This is a genomic window from Halostella pelagica (assembly GCF_004762015.1).
In the GTDB taxonomy this organism is placed as follows: domain Archaea; phylum Halobacteriota; class Halobacteria; order Halobacteriales; family Natronoarchaeaceae; genus Halostella; species Halostella pelagica.
Genome location: NZ_SJES01000002.1, coordinates 489,666 through 507,325, shown reverse-complemented (window position 1 = coordinate 507,325; position 17,660 = coordinate 489,666). Strand labels below are relative to the sequence as shown.

Genomic DNA, 17,660 nt, shown 5'->3' with positions numbered 1-17,660 from the left:
GTGAGCCTACAGTGGGATTTGAGGTAGACGACGCGCGAGCGGAGAGCGCGGCGGCGTAGTTCAATATTCCACCCCTGGCTCTTCTCGGGACGAACGCGAGGGCCCCAGGAGACGGCAATATCTACCACAACAGGGAGCCGGACTGCAGAAGCGATATCAACACCGTAAGCGTCAGAACGCTCCCGATAGTCGTGACGAGAATAGCCGTGCTGACGTACTCAGCGGCGGAAAGCTCGTCACCGTCGCCGCCGAACTCGACAGTTAGCATCAGCGGCGTGATCGCGGCAGGCATCGCACACTCCAGAACAAACACCCGGCCGACATCCCCGCCGAGACCGATCCCGGCGGCGACGGTGACGGCGAGAACGGGCGCGACGAGTAGCTTCAGCACTACGGCGGGAGTCACTCGGGAAAGTGCGGTCCCGTACGTCGTGTTGGCGAGTTGGATACCGAGGAGTAACAGCATCACTGGGATAGCGGAGTCACCCGTGAGTTTGAGCGTCTGCATCACCGTCGCGTCAGCCGGCGGAACCAGACCGGCCGCCCGCACCGTCGCGGCGGCCACGACGGCGTAGACGAGCGGGAGTTCGAACACCTTCGTCACGGCGTCGCGAGTCGATCCGGCCTGTCCTCGCGAGGCGACGTACACGCCCACGGTGTACATCAGGACGGACTGCACCGCGATGAAAAGCACCGCGGTGCTACGGCCGATAGTGCCGAACGCGAACGCCGACAGCGGGATGCCGTAATTGCCCGCGTTCGGGAACGCGCTCGTCAAGACGAGCGAACCGAGCGTCGGTGGCCCTTCACCGGTGATACGGCCGTACCCCTCCGCAACCCCGGCCATTACTACGGTGAAGACGGTAACTCCGGTGAACAGGGTCGCGGCCGTCCCGCGCGCGATGGGCGTCGTGACGAGACTGTGAAAGACGAGCGCCGGCGTCAGCACGTACAGCGTGATAGTCGCCAGCGGGTCCACGTCCACCTCCCGGAAGACCCCTAGGAGATAGCCGACGCCGGCGACCGAGAGAACTGGCAGTATCGACGTGGTCAGCGCCGAAAGCAGCGACATACCGTACACCGAGTCGGGGTCGTCTCACAAAGCTTTCGAGTCAGACGGGCCCAGGGTCGTCCGTCGCGCAGCGGTCATCAGGATTCTTCTCGCCGTATGCGTCGCAGCCGGGAACGGTCGAAATCGTAGCGTCCGTCGCCGTCGCGCGTCACGAGCGAATCCGTTCGGAGTTCGGTGAGGAGGCTACGTACCGACTCCATCTGCGCGTCCACGCGGGGTTCTATCTCCCGGGACCCCAGCGGGCCGTTGCTCGCGAGCAGCGTCAGAACGTCCCAGGCGTAGTCCTCGTTACACAGCGACTCCCGGCGGGCGAACGCGATTCGTCGGCTAACCGGGTCGGAGCGAAGCAACGCCATATCGTCGTCCGTCGTGCTCCCGCCGTCATCGGAGCGCTGGGCGGCTTGGTTGGCCCGTTCCTCGTTCGTTGCGGGGTCGGCCGACGCGGTAGTCGAGGAACCAGCCGACCCGGCGGATGACAGGTCGGCCGACGTACCGGGCGACGGGGCCTCGTTCGACTGTCGCTGACGATCAGCGAACTCGCGGTACTGTTCTAGTTTAATCTCCTTTCGCGCGAGCGCGGTTTCTAGCTCGTCGACGCGGTCCTCCAGCGCGTCGACTTCCGGTCTGTCCGCCTGCTTTGCGAGCCGTTCGTTCTCCGACCGTAGCCGCTCGTTCTCCGCCTCCAGTTCCGCGATTCGGTCGCGGGCGTCGCCGAGGTCGGATTCGAGCGTCTCCATCCGCTCGCGCTGCTGCTCGGCCGCATCGCCCGTGGGCAACTCCGTCTGCTGCGTGTCCTCCGGTTCGACGTCGCCGTGTCGGAAGGCGTTGGCCATCTTCCTGGCGGCGGCGGAGACGTCGCGGGCGGACTCCAGTTCGCTTTTCAGTTCGGCGATCCGTTCGTCCTTCCGTTCGAGTTTCGACTCCAACTCGGCCACGCGGTTACGCTGTTTTTCCTGTTGCTCTGTGATATCCTGTAAGTCCCCGACCAGCGTCTCGCTGACGGATTTGAGCTCCGGCCGTTCGAAATCGTCTAGTCCGGGCGTCGCTCCGGCGTCGAACGTGCGCTTCCGTCGAAACTGGATCCGACGCACGTCAGCCTCGGTCCAGTCCGTCTGGAGGAACGCCTCGCCGTCGCCCAGATCCGAAACCATCTCGCCGTACTCCCTGTCGACGATCCGACCGACGACCTTGGTGTCGTTCTCCCAGGTCAGGCGGTGCCAAACTAGCCAGTTAGCCTGCGTGATGAAATCCTTCTTGACGTCCGCCGGGCGCTGACTGATGCCGACGATCCCTAGCCCGTGCTTGCGTCCGCGTTTGCCGATCTTGATGAGCATCTGGCCGGTTTCGCCCAGGCCGCCGCCCTCCGGAATGTACTCATGGACCTCCTCGACGACGAGCAGAAACGGCTTCTTCAGTTTCTTCTCTTTCGTGAACAGGTGCCGCGCGGTCTCGCGGATGAGTTCGTCGGCCTCGTTCTCGTCGAGGTAGCCCGATACGTCGAGGATGACGGGGACGTTCTCCTCCAGAGCGAGCGTGGCTATCTTCTCGGCGTGTTCCGCGCCGATCTGGATGTCACACTCCTCGTCCGCGCCCGCGTGAAGGAGTTCGTACTCCTCTTTCAGCCCGTAGTACTCCCCGTCGGTATCGACGATCAGGAGCGGATAGCCCGCTTCGAGTAGTTCTTCGCCGATAACGCTCGCGGTGTTACTCTTCCCGCTACCGCTTTTCCCGGTGACGAACCCGCGGCCGGTCAGCAGTTGCACTACCGGCAATGTGACGTCCGTCCCGTGGTCGTCGTCCGCCGCCTGAAGCTCACCGACGGTGACGTGTTGGCTCTCAGTCATTCGCTCGTTGCCCCTGTCTCCTCCCAGCGTAAAGAACTTCGCGTCTCCGCAACGGCCGGACACCTCCGGTCCGCAGGAAAGTATTATTAGTAAGCGCGCCCTCTTTTCTCGTGCAATGGCGAAAGGTACGGTCGATTTCTTCAACGACACTGGCGGTTACGGTTTCATCGATACAGAGGACGCAGACGAAGACGTGTTCTTCCACATGGAGGACATCGGCGGACCTGACCTCGAAGAGGGACAGGAAGTCGAGTTCGAGATAGAGCAGGCGGACAAAGGCCCGCGGGCCAAAAACCTCGAACGGTTGTAGACGAACCCGAAGAGAATCGGCGAGAGAACACAGTATTTCAAACGACCGTTAGCCTACCGTATCGGCAGTTCGGCTACGGAACAGCGTCGCGACGCGTGTCCGACAGGGCCGTTTCCTTCCGAGTATCGCACTAACCGTTATTCGAGTCTGATCCACCCGCTGGACACTTCCCCGTCGCGGAGATGCCAGCGGTGTTGGGTTACCTCGCCCTCGGTCCGAACCTCGACGATAGCGTCGAACAGCGGTTCGAGGAGGTGGACGGCGTCCGAGTCTCGGTCGACGCTGAGATGGAAATGTCCCATTCCCGACGCCTGCCTGACGCGCGATGTCACCATGTGGAGCAGGCGGAACACGTTTTCGGGGGAGTGATTGTCGAGTAGCGAGACGAGCGAGTCGACGCAGATCCGGAGTTGCCCCGGGTCGAGACCGTCGTTTCCTTCTTCGAATTCGTCTATCGATGTGATTATTTCCTTGCCGAGCGCGCTCAGGAGCCGACTGTCGACGACCGACTCCTCGAAACAGGGATCCGCAGTTGGTTCCTCAACCTGCTTGAAGATGACCCTCGTATCGTCGCTGGCACCGTCAGAGAAGCGTTCGCGGGCGTCGTATCCATCCGTGAAAACGAGCAGTCGATGTCGGGGGTCGTCGCTGGCGTCACCGAGCAGACGGCGGCAGGCGAGGACGTGGGAATCCTGGCACTCGTTACCCACCAATAGAATGTTGCTCCCCTCCCGTTTCAGCGCCGCTAGTTCCTGAGAGAAAGCCGTACTCTCCGGAACACCCCCACCATGCTCGGTGTGCATTCTTTCAGTAAATAGAGAACAGGATACAATAAATATTGCGGCCAAATTTTTTATCGGAATGTCTATGCTCGATGGCTTTCTGGAATTCTTCAGATACGACTTAAATCTGCTTGGACTGTATTAGTTGGCGAGCGGGATCCGGTTCAAATCGTGGAAACAGGCAATGGCTGCCGCTGTCAAGCGATTTCGAAGGAGTGGGGCCGAGACCCGGGGAAACGGCCGTTTCCGAGGCTGTAGACGCGCACCGACCAGTCGGTTTTTGGCAGTGCCGACCGAAGCAAGCGTATGAGCGATGCGACGCCCGACGACGACATCGCCCGGGCAGCCGAAGATCTGGCTGACGCCCTCCGCGAACTCAGAACTGACGTGGAGCCGCCCCGCGGTCCGCTGGGGCTCCCCCGTCCGCCCCGTCCCGGTGAAGTACTCCAGTTCGCTGACGAGGCGGCTCTCCCCGCCGTCATCGCCGTTCTGGAGGCGAACATCCGGATCCTCGAGGCGTTTCAGCAGGCGATCCGGCTGGCACGAACAGGCGAGAACGCCCGCCAGCGCGGTACCGAGGCCCGCAACCGCGCGGCTGACCTCAGTCAGTCCACGCTCGAACGGGTCGATAGCGCGCTCGCCGACCTCCAGACTGCAATCGAGTCGGGGGAACTCCCCGAGGATTCGCCCGCCCGTCCCGTCCTCGAAGACGCCCGCAACCTCCGCGCCGAGATAGACCGTCGCCTCCGCGAGGCGACCGAGGAGGACCACAGACTCGACGAGTACGAGGACACGGACACGGACGCAGACGACGAGGAACTCGACCAAGGAGTCAAGGTCGATGTCGACGCCGAACTAGACTCCTTGCGCGACCAGTATCGAGACGACGGCGGGGAAGACGGGAACGGCGATCAGGGCGAGGACGGCGAGGAGTAATCGGAGCGATCAGCCGGCAGGGGCATCGATAGTCCCGACCTGAATGTTCCAGAGGGTAGCGTATGCACCGTCGTGTTCGAGCAGTTCCTCGTGCGTGCCCCGCTCGACGATCTCGCCGTCGTCGAGCACGAGGATACGGTCGGCCGTCCGCACCGTCGATAACCGGTGTGCGACTACGAACGTCGTGCGGTCTTCGACGAGTTCTCTGAGCCGTTCTTGGACGATCCGTTCGGTCCCCGTGTCGACGTGGCTGGTCGCCTCGTCGAGGACGAGTATCTTTGGGTCGGAAACGACGGCGCGTGCGATGGCGATACGCTGTCGCTGACCGCCCGAGAGCTTCACGCCGCGATCGCCGACCTCGGTGTCGTAGCCAGCGGGTAACGCCTTGATGTCGTCGTGAACGCCTGCCAGACGCGCCGCCTCGCGGACCCGCTTGTCGGACACGTCGTCATCAGCGCCGTACGCGACGTTGTACCGGACGGTACCGTTGAACAGAAACGAGTCCTGGTTTACGTACCCGACGGCGTCCCGGAGACGCCGCCCCGGAACGTTCCGGACGGGTTCGCGATCCACGGACACGGTTCCGCGGTCGGGGTCGTACAGTCCGAGCAGGAGCTTCACGACCGTAGATTTCCCCGCGCCAGTCGCGCCGACGATCCCGACTGTCTCCCCGGGATCGACGCCGAAACGGACGTCCTCGACCGCAGGCTGGTCGTCGTCCGAGTAGCGGAACGTCACGCCCTCGAAGCGAACGCGACCGTCCTCGACCGCAGGCTGGTCGTCGTCCGAGTAGCGGAACGTCACGCCCTCGAAGCGAACGCGACCGTCCTCGACCGCTGCGGAGTCATCCCCAGGGCTTCCGTCCTCACTCTCGCGGGCGTCCGTTCGGCGTTCGTCGCCGTCGCGCTCCCCGCCGCTCGTGAGGCCGTCGATACGTTTTGCGGCCGCTTTCGCGGATTTGTACCCGTCGATGACTCCACTGAGGTTCTTCAGCGGGAGCGTGACTCGCTCCATGTAGAACAGAAACGGGACGAGTTCGCCGGCGGTCAGCGGCCCCGAGAACACGAACGGCGGCTCCACGAGTATCCAGTAGATCCCGATAGAGAGCGTCGCGAGCAACCACGCGCCCGCGACGAGTCGGTTCAGGGGCGCTTGCCGGACCGCCAGTCGCTTGGCCCGGAAGCGCGCACGGAAGTGGTTCAGCGAGGCGTCTTCGACGCGGTCGCGCTCGTGGTCCTCCGCGGTGAACGCCTTCACGACGCCGACGCCGTCGAGGCTGGTTTCGAGGTGCGCGTTCAACCCGCCGCGCTCTCTTCTGACGGCGTCCTGTAGCGGTTCGAGCCTCCGCGCGAACCGATAGTTGATTGCCGCGACCAGCGGGCCGGACGCAAGCACGAAGACCGCGAGCTGCCAGTTCAGCACGGACATGTAGACGAGCGCGGCGACGAGCGTGACGGCGATCCAGACTGCCGCGCCGAGCAACACCGTGAAAAACGTCTCAAGCTGGTTGACGTCGTCGTTCAGCGCGCTCATGACGTCACCAGTGCGGTGAGTGTCGAAGTAGTCGAGCCCGCGGTCCAGGGAAGCGTCGAAGGTGTCGACGCGGATCCGGTGGAGGAGCCGCTGGGCGAACACGCCGGAACTGAACTCCGCGAGGGAGCCGCCGAGGACGGTCACGGCGTTTACCGCGAACAGCAGCGCACCGACGAACACGAGCATTGGGAGCGGGTCCGAGGGCGTCCAGGCGTCGGGGAGTAACGGCAGCGCGAGCGGCTGGCCGTTGAACAGCGCGTCGATGGCGAGTCCGACGATGAAGACATCCGCGAACCCGATGAACGATTTCGCGGCGTCGAACCCGACGCCGGCCGCAAGATAGTGGCTATCCGCTCGGCCGTACCGGCGTATGAGTCTCAGTAGCGGGTAGTCGGCGGACGCATCGTCAGCGATGTCGGCGGTCGTGTCGTCCGTCATTTGACCGCCTCCGGTTCGGCTTGCCCGCGAGTATCGTCGGCCCTGGCGGCGGCGATAGCGCCGGTCTGGATGCGCCAGAGCGTCGCGTAGACGCCGCCGACAGCGACGAGGTCGTCGTGGGTACCGCACTCCGCGACCTCCCCGTCGTCGAGGACGAGTATGCGGTCAGCATCCCGAACCGTCGAGAGGCGGTGAGCGATCGCAAACACGGTTCGGTCGCCGGACGACGCCGAGAGGCGTCGCTTGATCGCGGCTTCGGTCTCGTTGTCGACGTGGCTGGTCGCCTCGTCGAAGACGAGTATCTCGGGGTCGTGGTAAAGCGCGCGGGCGATAGCGATGCGCTGTCGCTGCCCGCCCGAGAGGTTCGCCCCGCGCTCCCCGACCTCGGTGTCGTAGCCGTCCGGGAGGTCCGTGACGAACTCGTGGGCGTCGGCCGCCTCCGCCGCCGCGACGACTTCTCGGCGGTCGGGGTCGCGGTCACCGTACGCGACGTTCTCCGCGACGGTGCAGGGGAACAGATACGGCGTCTGACTGACGTACCCGACATGTTCCCGGAGACTCGCAGGGTCAGCGGTCGTGACGTCCTGGCCGTCGACGCACACGGTACCCGCATCCGGCTCGTAGAACCGGAACAACAGCTGTAGAAGGGTAGACTTACCGGCCCCAGTCGGCCCGACGACGCCGACGAACTCCCCCGGTTCGGCGGTGAACGAGACATCGGCGAGCGTCCCGCCGTCCTGCCCGCCCTGGCGGTCAGCGTTCTCGTACGCGAAGCTAACATCGTCGTACTCCACGCGCCCCGCAGTCACGTCTATCTCCGACGCGTCGACGTCCTCGGTTTCGGTGTCGTATCGGAGTACTTCGGCGACGCGCCGGGCGGACGCCTGCGCGCTCTCGACCTTGTCGACGACCTGGACAGCAAGCCGGCGGGTCGGGTCGAGAAACGACTCGGCGTAGATGAGAAACGTGAGCAGGCTGCCCGCAGACAGCTCCGCCGTGAAGAACGCGGGCGGACCGGCGAGTACCCAGTAGCCGCCGAGGAGGAACAGCCCCCAGATGCCGACGGTCCCCGAGAACCACGAGATGCCGTTGTACGCGACGCGGAGTCGGATCGCCGCCCACTTCGACTCCTTGAAGTCGTTCGAGGCGTCGGCGACCCGGGCGCGTTCAGTGGATTCGCCCGTGAACGCTTTCACCGTGCTCAACCCCTGGATCGCGTCTCGGATCCGGGCGTTGACGGCCCCCACGCTCTCGCGGACGGCGTCGTACCGCGGTTCCAGTAACGCGGCGTAGACGCGGGCGGTGGCCACGAGCGCGACCGGCACCACCAAGAGGAGCGCCGCGAGCTGCCAGTTCAAGGCGACCATGAACGCGAACGCGCTAACGAGGCTACCGCCGTACAGCAGACCGTCGCGGCCGCCCGCGAACAGGTCCCCGAGGTTATCGACGTCGTCGTTGACGACGCTCAGGACGTCGCCGCGGTCCCGGTCGTCGTGGAACGGCATCGGTAGCGACGCAGCCGTGTCGTAGACAACGACCCGGATCTCGTGTAGCGTCCGCAGTGAGGCCGTTTCGTACACGAGGCTTCCGTACCACTTGGCGGCGCTCTCCGCGGCGACGGCAGTACCGAGAACGCTCACAGTGAGTACGGCTTGCCCGGCCGGAGCGGCCGGGATCCACGCCGAAGGAACGAATGGAAGCGTGTACGACTGGCTTCCCAGGAGGAGCGCGTCGAGAGCGACACCGACGACGAGCGCCGGGACGCGCTGGAGGAACACCGCCGCGACGAGCAGGCCGATACCGAGCGCAAACCGCCGCCATCGCGGTTTCGCGAACCTGTCGAGGACGTAGCCGACTGGAGACTGCGACTGAGTCATATCTGCGAGGGGTGGTTCCGATACAGCGACTGCATCGAGATAAACGTAATCTGTAGAGCGTTACTGTAAATTATAATACAACTATGACCGTCTGCACTGGCGTTGCGTTCTCCGCGACCGACTTTCGGCCCTCACCACAGATTGATTATCGGCAGGGCTGAGAACTGGAACATGTTCGACGAACCGCCGGCCGAAGACGACTCTGTGACCGTCGAACGGCGGTCGCCGGAGGACGTGTTCGGCCTGCTCGGGAACGGCGTGCGCATCGAAATACTCCGCGTGCTCGGCGAAACGCCCGAGAAACCGCTGTCGTTCTCGGAACTCCGGGAGCGGGCGGACATCGACGATAGCGGGAACTTCAACTACCACCTGGAGAAGCTACTCGGCTCTTTCGTCCGGAAAGACGGCGACTACGAACTCACGCACGCCGGCGAGCAGATCGTCGGTGCGATGCTCGCGGGAACCTATACCGCTGACGCGACTGTCGACGCGATCCCGCTGGACTGGGACTGCCTTCTGTGCGGCGGCGCGATGGTCGCGGAGTACTTCAGAGAGCGCGCTCGCATTCACTGTCGAGCGTGCGAGAAGGGTGCCGTGTTCCCGTTCCCGCCAGGGAGTCTCGACCAGTTCGACCGCGACGAACTCCCGGTGGCGTTCGCGCGGTGGCTACGTCACCTCGTCCAACAGACCACCGCCGGGTTCTGTCACGTCTGTGCGGGCCGCGTGGACGGGAGACTCGAACGGCATCCCGGGGGTACTGAGTCCGACCCGAAGCCCACACAGATCACCTTCGAATGCCGGCAGTGCGGCGGGGGAATGCGGTTCTCCGGTTCGACCCTGGTGACCCATCATCCTGAGGTGGAGGGGTTCTTCTTGGACCACGGCCTCGACCTGCTCTCCGGGCACCCGTCCCGAGCGTGGAGTCGCCTCGACCGCTTCGACTCGCAGATCGTCGCGAACGACCCGCCGAGGGTGGAGATCATCTTCGCGCACGAGGGCGAAACCATCACCGCCGAAATCGCGCCGGACGCGACGGTTCGAAACGTGCAGCGTCACACCACCGACCGGTGAAGAGAGATCCGATAAAACGGTCCTCAGACCGGTTCGAACCTGACTCGCTTTGAACCGTGAAAGGACCGATAAAACGGTCCTCAGACCGGTTCAAAGCGATACCCGTCCCACTCCTGGCTCTCCGGCTCCCGGATGCCTGCGTCGGGGTCGCGGACCTCGTCGACGTAGACGGGTTCGACCGTATCGCCGGTCTCTATCTCGTCCGTCGTCGCCCCGCCGAGCGCGCGGACGGAATCGTCGTCCAGTTCGAACTCGACGATAGCGAGCGTGTTGGGTTCGCGGACGCCCGGCGGCGTCGCGGTGCTTTTCGTCCACGTGACGACCTCCGCAGTTCGGTCGCTGAGGTCGACCGTCTCGACCTGTTTCTCGCCGCACTCCGGGCAGCGAGTGTGGCCCGGATACGTTACGTGGCCGTTCGGACAGCGGTGTGCGTTCAGGCTCATGCTTGCTCCAGAATAGTCGTGGTGACGCAGTTGCCGAACCCGCCGACGTTGCAGGCGAGACCCACGTCAGCCTCGACCTGCCGCGGTCCGGCGTTGCCGGTCATCTGCTTGTGTATCTCGTATATCTGTGCGACGCCGCTGGCACCGAGCGGATGGCCCTTCGACTTCAGCCCACCCGAGGTGTTGATCGGGAGTTCGCCGTTTTTCTCCGTTTCCCCCGCCTCGACCGCCGTCCACGCCTCGCCCGGTTCGGCGAAGCCGAGCCCCTCCATCTGGAGGAACTCCAGGATGGTGAACATGTCGTGGAGTTCCGCAACGTCGATATCCTCCGGGTCGCGGCCAGCCATCTCGTAAGCCTCTCGCCCGCTCTCGACGACGCCGCCCATCGTCGTCGGGTCGTCGCGTTCGTGGACGACGTGGGTGTCAGTCGCGCCCGCGACGCCGGTAATGACGGAGTAGTCGTCGGTGTACTCCGCCGCGACGGACTCGGGACAGAGCAAGAGAGCGGCGCTGCCGTCCGTGATCGGACAGAAGTCGTAGAGCCGGAGCGGGTCGGCGATGATCGGCGACTCCAGAACCGTCTCCAGGTCGACCTCCTTCCGGAACTGCGCGTGCGGATTGTCGAGGCCGTTCTCGTGGTTCTTGACGGCGACCTTGGCCAGAGATTCGCGCGGCGCGTCGTACTTCTCCAGGTAGTGTCGCGCGGTCATCCCGGCGAAACTCGGGAGCGTGACACCGTGTTTGTACTCGACCGGGTGGGTCAGCGACGCGATGACGTCGGTCGCCTCCGCCGTTGTCTTGTGGGTCATCTTCTCCCCGCCGACGAGCATGGTGAGGTCGCTCGCGCCGCTTGCGACCGACTGCCAGGCGGCGTAGGTTCCCGCGCCGCCGCTGGAACTCGTCTGGTCGACACGCTGGGTGTAGGCGGGCATCGCACCGAGGTCGTGAGCGAGGGCGTTCGGGACGCCAGTCATCCCCTCGAACTCCCCGCTCGCCATGTTCGACACGTACAGATGGTCGAGGTCGTCGCCCTCGACCCCCGCGTCGTCCAGACACGCTTCCCCCGCCTGCGCGAGCAACTCGCGGATCCAGGCGTCGCGTTGCCCGAACTGGGTCATCGACGCGCCGATTATCGCTACGCGTTCCATACACGAACGCTCACGGGGCAATGATTTATATGTCGGTGATGACGCAGACGTTCGCGGAACAGCTAGATATGAAAGAAAGATATGAAAGAAGAGAACGGGCCGGGAGCGCGGCGCGAGGCGGTGCGCCGAGTGCCGTGCGACTCGGGGGAGGGCAGGCCGTCATCGAGCAGTGGATCTGCGAGTGAGTGTAGCGAACGAGCGGCCTTTTTTGCTCGACATTTTTGCGAGAGTGATGCACCGAAGCCGCACCCGAGCGCGAAAAAAGTCGTGTTACAGATCCATCCCGCCGTTGACATCGAGCACCTCGCCGGTGATGTACGAGGAATCCTCGTCGGCGAGGAAACAGACAGTGGCGGCGATGTCCTCTATCTCGGCGAAGCGGCCAAGCGGGATCTCGGCGATGATCTTCTCCTGAACGTCGTCCGGAACGGTTTCTAACATATCGGTGCGCGTGAACCCGGGAGCGACGCAGTTCGCGGTGGAGCCGCCGTTGGCAAGTTCCAGCGCCATGGTGCGCGTAAAGCCGAACAGGCCGCTTTTTGCGGTGGCGTAGTTCGCCTGTCCGAAGTTACCCTGCTTGCCGACGATGCTAGAAATATTGATCAGTCTGCCCTCGTCGGCGTTCCAGATGTCGTCGTAAAACGCCTGCGTGCAGTTGAACGTCCCGCCGAGGTTGACGTTCATCACCTGGTCCCACTCGTCGCGAGACATCTTGGTGAAGCGAGTGTCTTTGGTGATACCGGCGTTGTTTACGAGCACGTCTAGGGGGCCGAACGCCTCGTGGACGGTCTCGCGCATCGCGTCGACCTCGTCGCGGTCCGTGACGTCCGCCTGTACGGCGATAGCGTCGCCGCCGGACTCCTTGATCGCGTCGACAGCCTCTACCGCGGACGCCTCGGACGATCGGTAGTTGACGACGACGTTCGCGCCCTCCTTGCCGAAATGTTCAGCGATACCGCGGCCGATTCCTCGCCCCGATCCAGTGATCAAACACGTGCGGTCGTCCATTGACATGGTTGGAAACGGTAGGGGCGGCCAGGTCGGTCGAATCGGTCCGAAACCGCTGGCCACGCCCGACTCTAGTTGCACAGTCAACCAGTCTACGTATAAGGATTCCCCCAACTGGGACGAAAAATGAGGCGAAGCTACTGCCCGTCGGTCAGGGACTGCGCCTGATCGATCCAGTCTTCGAGATTGCTAACTGGCACGGCCGCGTCGGCAGCGACGTCCTCGACAGCCGCCGCAGCGAGGTCGGCGACGGTCTCGACGCCGGCCCCACGGAGTTCGTCGGCGTAGGACGGGCCGACGCCCTCGATGTCTTCGAGAGTCGACGACGACTCGACGTGTGTACCGTCCGATGCGATGTCCTCAGCCTCGGTTTCGTCTCTGTCGACGTCCTCCGCGAGGGCGGCGTCCGGTTCCTCGGGGTCGGTCGTCGCTTCGGCGCTTGTCTCTTCGCCGTTGACGACTTCCTCGACGGCCTCCTCGTCGACGTGCATCTCACCCGGTTCCGCGGGTTCGTCCTGAATGTCTTCCTCGCCGAGTTCCGTTATCTCTTCGTCTGAGCGCTCCTCGCCGGGGAGGTCCTCCTCGACCTGCGAGCGCTCCTCGAACCACTCGCAGACGTCGGGCCAGAGTTCGGCGTGCGAACTCGAAGAGACGGACATCCCGATGTGACCCGTCGGGAACTCCATCGTCGTGACGTCGTCGCTCGGGATGACGTCGTTGAACGGTTTGGAGGCCTGCGGCGGGATAAGGTGGTCGTACTCGGCGACTATCTGCAACACGGGCATCTCGATGTTGTCGATGTCGACGTGTTTCCCGTCCAGATAGAGTTCGTTCTCGTACAGCTTGTTCTGCTGGTACACGTCGCTCAGGAACTGGTTGTACGTCTCGCCCGCGACGTCGATACCGTCGCCGAGCCACTCCTCCATCCGGGCGAAGTTCTCGACGAAGTCCTCGTCCTCGATGTTCTCGTAGAGGCGGACGTACTTCGTGATTCCGTTCGCTATCGGGTCCATCAGCGCGAATCCGACGTCTAGGAACTCAGCGGGGACGTTATCGAACGTTTCAGTCACCTTCTCCGGGTCGTAGTAGTCCTCGGCACCCCACAGTTCGAGGACGCCGCCGTCGCCTGCGAAACAGAGACCGGCGGCCATCAGCCCGAGGTTACGGACCTTCTCGGGGTGGAGCGCGGAGTACATGACGCTCATCGTACCGCCCATGCAGTAGCCGAGGATGTTGATGCTGTCTTGGCCGGAGCGGTCGCGAACCTCGTCGACGCAGTTGTCGATGTAGCGGTTTACGTAATCGTCGAGCGTGAGCGAGGCGTCCATCTTCGACGGCTCGCCCCAGTCGATGAGGTAGACGTCGTACCCGTTGTCCAAAAGCGTCTGGACGACCGACCTGTCGGGCTGGAGGTCGAGGATGTACGGCCGGTTGATCAGCGCGTACACGATGAGGATCGGAACGTCGTGTTGCTCCTCGGTCCTCGACTCGTAGTGGTACAGCTTGAGCTTGTTCTCCTCGTAGACGACCTCCTTCGGCGTCTGGCCGACGTCGACGTCGGAGAGCGTTTCGCCCGCTTCGGGCGCAGACCTCGCCTTCTCGACGACCTCGGTGGCGTTCTCCCAGGCTTTGCGCTGGAGATCGATCGCGTCGGCGTAGGGGTTCATCATTCGAGTTCCTCGATGATGCGGTCGAGTTTCTGCTCGACTGCGTGCTGGCGGCGTTCGAGTTCGACCAGTCGCTCGCCTATCTCGACGATATCGCCCTCGGTGGCGAAGCCGAGGTCGTGGAGCGTGGACTCGGCGGCCTCGTCGGCCTGCTGGCGGATGTCGAGCGCCTGTTGCACTGATTCGCCGGTCGCGGCGGCGAAGGCCGTCGTACTCATCGCTTCCTTGAACGCCTCGTTGGCGGTGTTGAGCCAGATGTCTCGGAACTCTTCGACCTCGACGTCCTCGCCCTGTGCGGAGTCGTTGACGCGGTCGACCATCTGCTGGGCGGCGTCCATCCAGGCTTCGTAGGCGCGGGCGTAGCCTTTGACGCCCTCCGTCATCTCGTCGTCGTCGATGCTCGTTTCGAGCGTCTCGGTCCAGGATTCGACGAACTCGGCCTGTGCTTCGACGTTCTGCTCGAAGGCGTCCATGAACTGCTCGTTCATCTGCTCGACGAAGCTGTTCCAGTTCTGTGCGGCCGCATCGGGGGTGTATGAGTCTGTCATGTTGGAAAGAACGGGGTCGTCGGTGAAAAGGGTCGCTTCTAGTTCGCCGCGACGTCGAAGTCGTCGGCGACGCCCTCGACGTTGTTCTCGACTTCTTCGTGAGCGTCGAGGAAGGTGTCGAAGGTGGTGTCGACGGCTTCGGTGTAGTTGTCGGCGTACTCGTCGAACGCGGCGACGCTTTCGTCGACGATGTCGTCGAAGGAGTCCCAGGCGTCAGCCTGAACCTCGTCGGCGGATTCGAAACCGTCGTCGATCATCTGACGCAGGTCGTCGAACTGCGCGGCGTCTTCGGGCGCAGCGTCCTCGGGGACGGCAGCCTCGACGGCGTCGAGGTACGCGTGGGCGGCTTCCTGGCTCATCTGGTTGGTCTGGCTCTGGAGCGCCTGAACGGTGTCGAGGTTCTCGGCGAGCGTCTGGAACGCGGTCCGCTGTGCCTCGACGGCGTCGTGGGTGGCCTGCTGGGTCTGTTCGACGGCGGTGCGCTGGAATTCGAACGCGGTCTGGATGGGGTTGTTGTTACTCATTGGTATCACTTCGGTTGCGTTTAACGGGGACGACGACTGTCTGCACGATGTCGCCCTCCTGGATGTCGAGGGCTTCGCGCTCTGCATCGGGAATGCTGATCCGGCCGCCGCTCTGGACACGTGTCTTGAACGTCGCCGTTCCCATGCTCATCGGCCCGAGATCGGCCGCTCCGGTGACTCCACCGGCGTTTGCCGAGAGGAACTGCTCGAACAGTTCCTGTTGGGATTCGGCGGCGTGTTCACTCGCTTGTTGCATCTGCCGTGCGAACGCGGCGGGCGACCAGGGCATTCCGTTGCGGTCGTCGTCGTCCTCCGTCATCGACAGTACGTACTACGCCACTCTACATAAGAGTTCCGCTGAATACCATCTGATACCATCCAATACCAATGGAGACCATAGAACGTGGACTTACGTCGGAGAGGGGGTTAAGGCGCGTGTAGGATCCATCGGGTCGTATTTCGGTTTGATTATCGTGCTGAACAGCCAAAGAAGTCTTAACAGTTAACCGCAAAGGGGGATTTGTCCATGAGCGATCATTCGCAGGAATTGACAACCCCGCTGTCGACGATGACGAACGCGTGGGCCCAGATGACGGGTTCGTTTTTCAAGAGTGCTGCGGCGGCTAACACTGCAGCCCTCACAGCGTTCGACGCTGACAGAAAGGTCGACGCCGACGAGACGAACCGGCGGCCAGCATCCGTTTCGTCCGTCGAATATGACGAGGCCGATTGGGAGTCCGAGCGCTCCGTAGAGAACGCCGCGGACATCACGGTCGGCGACACGGTACGCTTCTCGAAGGAAGTCGACGACGACGACGTTCACGATTTCGCACGCGCGAGCGGAGATACGAACCGACTCCACCTCGACGAAGAGTTCGCCGAGACGACGCGGTTCGGCGGACGCATCGCACACGGGACCCTCGTGTCCGGACTCATCAGCGCTGCACTGGCACGACTCCCCGGCCTGACGATCTATCTATCGCAGGACCTCGAGTTTACGGGGCCGGTGAACATCGGTGACCGGATAACCGCGACCGTCGAAATCATCGAGGACCTGGGGGACAACCAGTTCCGACTGTCGACGATCATCACCGACGAGAACCAGGAGAAAAACGTCATCGAGGGCGAAGCCGTCGTCCTCATCGACGACTTGCCCGAAGACCGATAAGGCCGATTCTCCGCGGCCGGTCCGTCGCGGGAAGCGTCGACCCGAGATGATCAGTTATTTTAGGCTGGCCTAAAGAGTTCGTCGTAACTGATGAACGGCGACATCTGCGTTATCGTCCCGACTATCCGCGAGTACGAGTGCATGCGGGCGTACTTCGAGAACGCCCGGGACCACGGGTTCGATCTCGACCGGCTTCACGTGTTGCTCGTCACGGAGGACTTCTGTGACACGGCGGAGATGGAGGCAATGCTCGACGACGAAGGCGTTTCAGGCGAAGTGTTCGACGGGACCCGCCGCGACCAGTGGTACGAGTCCCGGGGCATCGCGGAGTACTCGCATCTCGTCCCCGCGGCGAGTCACGCGGAGACGAGTTTCGGACTGCTTTACATGTGGGCCAACGATTTCGACTACGGCTTTTTCATCGACGACGACACGCTCCCCCACGAGGACGACGATTTCTTCGGCCGCCACCTGACGAACCTGGCGTACGAAGGCGAGATAGAGTCGGTCGCCTCCGACGAGCGGTGGGTAAACGTCCTCTATCAGAACTTCGACGAACACGGTCTCTACCCCCGCGGCTACCCCTACTCCGCGATGGACGAGACGGTCGAAACTGACACCGCCGAGATAGCCCGCGGCGAGGTCGTCGCCTCGCAGGGCCTCTGGACGAATGTTCCCGACCTCGACGCGGTCCGCATTCTGATGGACGGCGACCTTCGGGGACAGGCCCAGACGCGCACGAGCGCGGAGGACTACGGAAGCGATTTCGTCGCGGCACGAGGGAACTACCTCACGGTCTGCTCGATGAACCTCGCCTTCCGCCGGGAAGTCGTCCCCGCGTTCTACCAGTGTCCGATGGACGAGAATCCCTGGAACGTTGGACGCTTCGACGACATCTGGAGCGGCGTCTTCCTCAAGCGCGCCTGCGACGCTCTCGGCAAGCGGATCTACAACGGCGCACCGCTTTGCGAACACAACAAGGCACCGCGCAGTACGTTCGACGACCTGAACAACGAGGTGCCCGGCCTCGAACTGAACGAACACCTCTGGACGGTCGTCGACGAGGTTGGCGACGACGCCGAGTCGTACGCCGACGCCTTCGACGCGATGGCGACCGCACTCGCCGAGGGCGACTGGGACGAGTACGAGAACGGCGAGTTCTTCACCCACGTCGGCGAGTACATGCGCGATTGGCTTGACTGCCTGAACGCCCTCGATCCGCTGGACGCACAGGCCCCGACTCCGGCCACCGCCGACGACTGAGGATCGGTAGGTATATATGATTTAGGCC

Annotated in this window: 18 protein-coding genes; 6 read left to right on the top strand and 12 right to left on the bottom strand. The window is 63.5% G+C overall.

Annotated features, from left to right (window positions below; all coding sequences use genetic code 11):
• Positions 1 to 121: 121 nt before the first annotated feature.
• Entirely contained in the window at positions 122 to 1,072 is a 951-nt protein-coding gene (locus EYW42_RS06990) for an AEC family transporter (RefSeq protein ID WP_135534532.1), read from the bottom strand.
• A gap of 77 nt (positions 1,073 to 1,149) precedes the next feature.
• The gene (locus tag EYW42_RS06985; RefSeq protein ID WP_135534531.1) at positions 1,150 to 2,916 is read right to left on the bottom strand and encodes an ATP-binding protein; all 1,767 of its coding nucleotides are present in this window, start codon (positions 2,914 to 2,916) and stop codon (positions 1,150 to 1,152) included.
• A gap of 115 nt (positions 2,917 to 3,031) precedes the next feature.
• Here EYW42_RS06985 and EYW42_RS06980 point away from each other — a divergent pair, with 115 nt between their 5' ends.
• The gene (locus EYW42_RS06980; protein WP_128476257.1) at positions 3,032 to 3,226 is read left to right on the top strand and encodes a cold-shock protein; all 195 of its coding nucleotides are present in this window, start codon (positions 3,032 to 3,034) and stop codon (positions 3,224 to 3,226) included.
• Positions 3,227 to 3,363: 137 nt separating this feature from the next.
• Here the strand turns inward: EYW42_RS06980 and EYW42_RS06975 are convergent, their stop codons facing one another.
• Positions 3,364 to 4,029: a DUF7504 family protein gene (locus tag EYW42_RS06975; protein ID WP_135534530.1), complete on the bottom strand. Its 666-nt coding sequence runs from the start codon at positions 4,027 to 4,029 to the stop codon at positions 3,364 to 3,366.
• Positions 4,030 to 4,314: 285 nt separating this feature from the next.
• Here EYW42_RS06975 and EYW42_RS06970 point away from each other — a divergent pair, with 285 nt between their 5' ends.
• Positions 4,315 to 4,944, top strand: coding sequence for a DUF7547 family protein (locus EYW42_RS06970; RefSeq protein WP_135534529.1), 630 nt, complete (start codon positions 4,315 to 4,317; stop codon positions 4,942 to 4,944).
• A gap of 9 nt (positions 4,945 to 4,953) precedes the next feature.
• Here EYW42_RS06970 and EYW42_RS06965 read toward each other — a convergent pair whose 3' ends face one another.
• Positions 4,954 to 6,915 (bottom strand): ABC transporter ATP-binding protein, encoded by a 1,962-nt coding sequence (locus EYW42_RS06965; RefSeq protein WP_135534528.1) that lies wholly within the window; start codon positions 6,913 to 6,915, stop codon positions 4,954 to 4,956.
• A complete protein-coding gene (locus EYW42_RS06960; protein WP_135534527.1) occupies positions 6,912 to 8,792 on the bottom strand; it encodes an ABC transporter ATP-binding protein in 1,881 nt (626 codons plus the stop codon). The genes EYW42_RS06965 and EYW42_RS06960 overlap by 4 nt, the downstream gene beginning before the upstream one ends.
• Before the next feature lie 171 nt (positions 8,793 to 8,963).
• On the opposite strand from EYW42_RS06960, the gene EYW42_RS06955 reads away from it, so the two are divergent.
• Positions 8,964 to 9,863 carry a DUF7351 domain-containing protein gene (locus EYW42_RS06955; RefSeq protein WP_135534526.1) on the top strand — a complete coding sequence of 300 codons (900 nt, stop codon included), beginning with the start codon at positions 8,964 to 8,966 and terminating at the stop codon, positions 9,861 to 9,863.
• An 80-nt stretch (positions 9,864 to 9,943) separates the two neighbouring features.
• Here the strand turns inward: EYW42_RS06955 and EYW42_RS06950 are convergent, their stop codons facing one another.
• Together EYW42_RS06950 and EYW42_RS06945 are read right to left on the bottom strand one after the other, a co-directional pair.
• Positions 9,944 to 10,306 (bottom strand): Zn-ribbon domain-containing OB-fold protein, encoded by a 363-nt coding sequence (locus EYW42_RS06950; RefSeq protein WP_135534525.1) that lies wholly within the window; start codon positions 10,304 to 10,306, stop codon positions 9,944 to 9,946.
• Positions 10,303 to 11,454, bottom strand: a complete 1,152-nt coding sequence (locus EYW42_RS06945; RefSeq protein WP_135534524.1) for a thiolase family protein — start codon at positions 11,452 to 11,454, stop codon at positions 10,303 to 10,305. The genes EYW42_RS06950 and EYW42_RS06945 overlap by 4 nt, the downstream gene beginning before the upstream one ends.
• A gap of 38 nt (positions 11,455 to 11,492) precedes the next feature.
• Between EYW42_RS06945 and EYW42_RS19450 the strand changes: the two genes are divergently transcribed.
• Positions 11,493 to 11,639 carry a hypothetical protein gene (locus EYW42_RS19450; protein WP_161972920.1) on the top strand — a complete coding sequence of 49 codons (147 nt, stop codon included), beginning with the start codon at positions 11,493 to 11,495 and terminating at the stop codon, positions 11,637 to 11,639.
• A gap of 85 nt (positions 11,640 to 11,724) precedes the next feature.
• Here EYW42_RS19450 and fabG read toward each other — a convergent pair whose 3' ends face one another.
• The 5 genes from fabG to EYW42_RS06920 form a co-directional block, all read right to left on the bottom strand.
• Positions 11,725 to 12,468, bottom strand: coding sequence for a 3-oxoacyl-[acyl-carrier-protein] reductase (fabG, locus tag EYW42_RS06940; RefSeq protein ID WP_135534523.1), 744 nt, complete (start codon positions 12,466 to 12,468; stop codon positions 11,725 to 11,727).
• A gap of 131 nt (positions 12,469 to 12,599) precedes the next feature.
• On the bottom strand, positions 12,600 to 14,132 hold the full coding sequence (phaC, locus tag EYW42_RS06935) for a class III poly(R)-hydroxyalkanoic acid synthase subunit PhaC (RefSeq protein WP_135534522.1): 1,533 nt from the start codon (positions 14,130 to 14,132) through the stop codon (positions 12,600 to 12,602).
• Entirely contained in the window at positions 14,129 to 14,677 is a 549-nt protein-coding gene (locus EYW42_RS06930; protein WP_135534521.1) for a poly(R)-hydroxyalkanoic acid synthase subunit, read from the bottom strand. The genes phaC and EYW42_RS06930 overlap by 4 nt, the downstream gene beginning before the upstream one ends.
• Positions 14,678 to 14,715: 38 nt before the next feature.
• Entirely contained in the window at positions 14,716 to 15,201 is a 486-nt protein-coding gene (locus EYW42_RS06925) for a hypothetical protein (protein WP_135534520.1), read from the bottom strand.
• Positions 15,194 to 15,520 carry an AbrB/MazE/SpoVT family DNA-binding domain-containing protein gene (locus EYW42_RS06920; RefSeq protein WP_135534519.1) on the bottom strand — a complete coding sequence of 109 codons (327 nt, stop codon included), beginning with the start codon at positions 15,518 to 15,520 and terminating at the stop codon, positions 15,194 to 15,196. The genes EYW42_RS06925 and EYW42_RS06920 overlap by 8 nt, the downstream gene beginning before the upstream one ends.
• A gap of 207 nt (positions 15,521 to 15,727) precedes the next feature.
• Between EYW42_RS06920 and EYW42_RS06915 the strand changes: the two genes are divergently transcribed.
• Together EYW42_RS06915 and EYW42_RS06910 are read left to right on the top strand one after the other, a co-directional pair.
• Positions 15,728 to 16,369: a MaoC family dehydratase gene (locus EYW42_RS06915; RefSeq protein ID WP_237561289.1), complete on the top strand. Its 642-nt coding sequence runs from the start codon at positions 15,728 to 15,730 to the stop codon at positions 16,367 to 16,369.
• A 90-nt stretch (positions 16,370 to 16,459) separates the two neighbouring features.
• Complete coding sequence (locus tag EYW42_RS06910) at positions 16,460 to 17,632, top strand: alpha-1 4-glucan-protein synthase (protein ID WP_135534518.1); 1,173 nt, start codon at positions 16,460 to 16,462, stop codon at positions 17,630 to 17,632.
• Positions 17,633 to 17,660: the final 28 nt, after the last annotated feature.

Bases quoted from the DNA above. Each gene is read 5' to 3' on its own strand.
- EYW42_RS06990 (WP_135534532.1), bottom strand. From the start codon at position 1,072: ATGTCGCTGCTTTCGGCGCTGACCACGTCGATACTGCCAGTTCTCTCG.
- EYW42_RS06985 (WP_135534531.1), bottom strand. From the start codon at position 2,916: ATGACTGAGAGCCAACACGTCACCGTCGGTGAGCTTCAGGCGGCGGAC.
- EYW42_RS06980 (WP_128476257.1), top strand. From the start codon at position 3,032: ATGGCGAAAGGTACGGTCGATTTCTTCAACGACACTGGCGGTTACGGT.
- EYW42_RS06975 (WP_135534530.1), bottom strand. From the start codon at position 4,029: ATGCACACCGAGCATGGTGGGGGTGTTCCGGAGAGTACGGCTTTCTCT.
- EYW42_RS06970 (WP_135534529.1), top strand. From the start codon at position 4,315: ATGAGCGATGCGACGCCCGACGACGACATCGCCCGGGCAGCCGAAGAT.
- EYW42_RS06965 (WP_135534528.1), bottom strand. From the start codon at position 6,915: ATGACGGACGACACGACCGCCGACATCGCTGACGATGCGTCCGCCGAC.
- EYW42_RS06960 (WP_135534527.1), bottom strand. From the start codon at position 8,792: ATGACTCAGTCGCAGTCTCCAGTCGGCTACGTCCTCGACAGGTTCGCG.
- EYW42_RS06955 (WP_135534526.1), top strand. From the start codon at position 8,964: ATGTTCGACGAACCGCCGGCCGAAGACGACTCTGTGACCGTCGAACGG.
- EYW42_RS06950 (WP_135534525.1), bottom strand. From the start codon at position 10,306: ATGAGCCTGAACGCACACCGCTGTCCGAACGGCCACGTAACGTATCCG.
- EYW42_RS06945 (WP_135534524.1), bottom strand. From the start codon at position 11,454: ATGGAACGCGTAGCGATAATCGGCGCGTCGATGACCCAGTTCGGGCAA.
- EYW42_RS19450 (WP_161972920.1), top strand. From the start codon at position 11,493: ATGACGCAGACGTTCGCGGAACAGCTAGATATGAAAGAAAGATATGAA.
- fabG (WP_135534523.1), bottom strand. From the start codon at position 12,468: ATGTCAATGGACGACCGCACGTGTTTGATCACTGGATCGGGGCGAGGA.
- phaC (WP_135534522.1), bottom strand. From the start codon at position 14,132: ATGATGAACCCCTACGCCGACGCGATCGATCTCCAGCGCAAAGCCTGG.
- EYW42_RS06930 (WP_135534521.1), bottom strand. From the start codon at position 14,677: ATGACAGACTCATACACCCCCGATGCGGCCGCACAGAACTGGAACAGC.
- EYW42_RS06925 (WP_135534520.1), bottom strand. From the start codon at position 15,201: ATGAGTAACAACAACCCCATCCAGACCGCGTTCGAATTCCAGCGCACC.
- EYW42_RS06920 (WP_135534519.1), bottom strand. From the start codon at position 15,520: ATGACGGAGGACGACGACGACCGCAACGGAATGCCCTGGTCGCCCGCC.
- EYW42_RS06915 (WP_237561289.1), top strand. From the start codon at position 15,728: ATGAGCGATCATTCGCAGGAATTGACAACCCCGCTGTCGACGATGACG.
- EYW42_RS06910 (WP_135534518.1), top strand. From the start codon at position 16,460: ATGAACGGCGACATCTGCGTTATCGTCCCGACTATCCGCGAGTACGAG.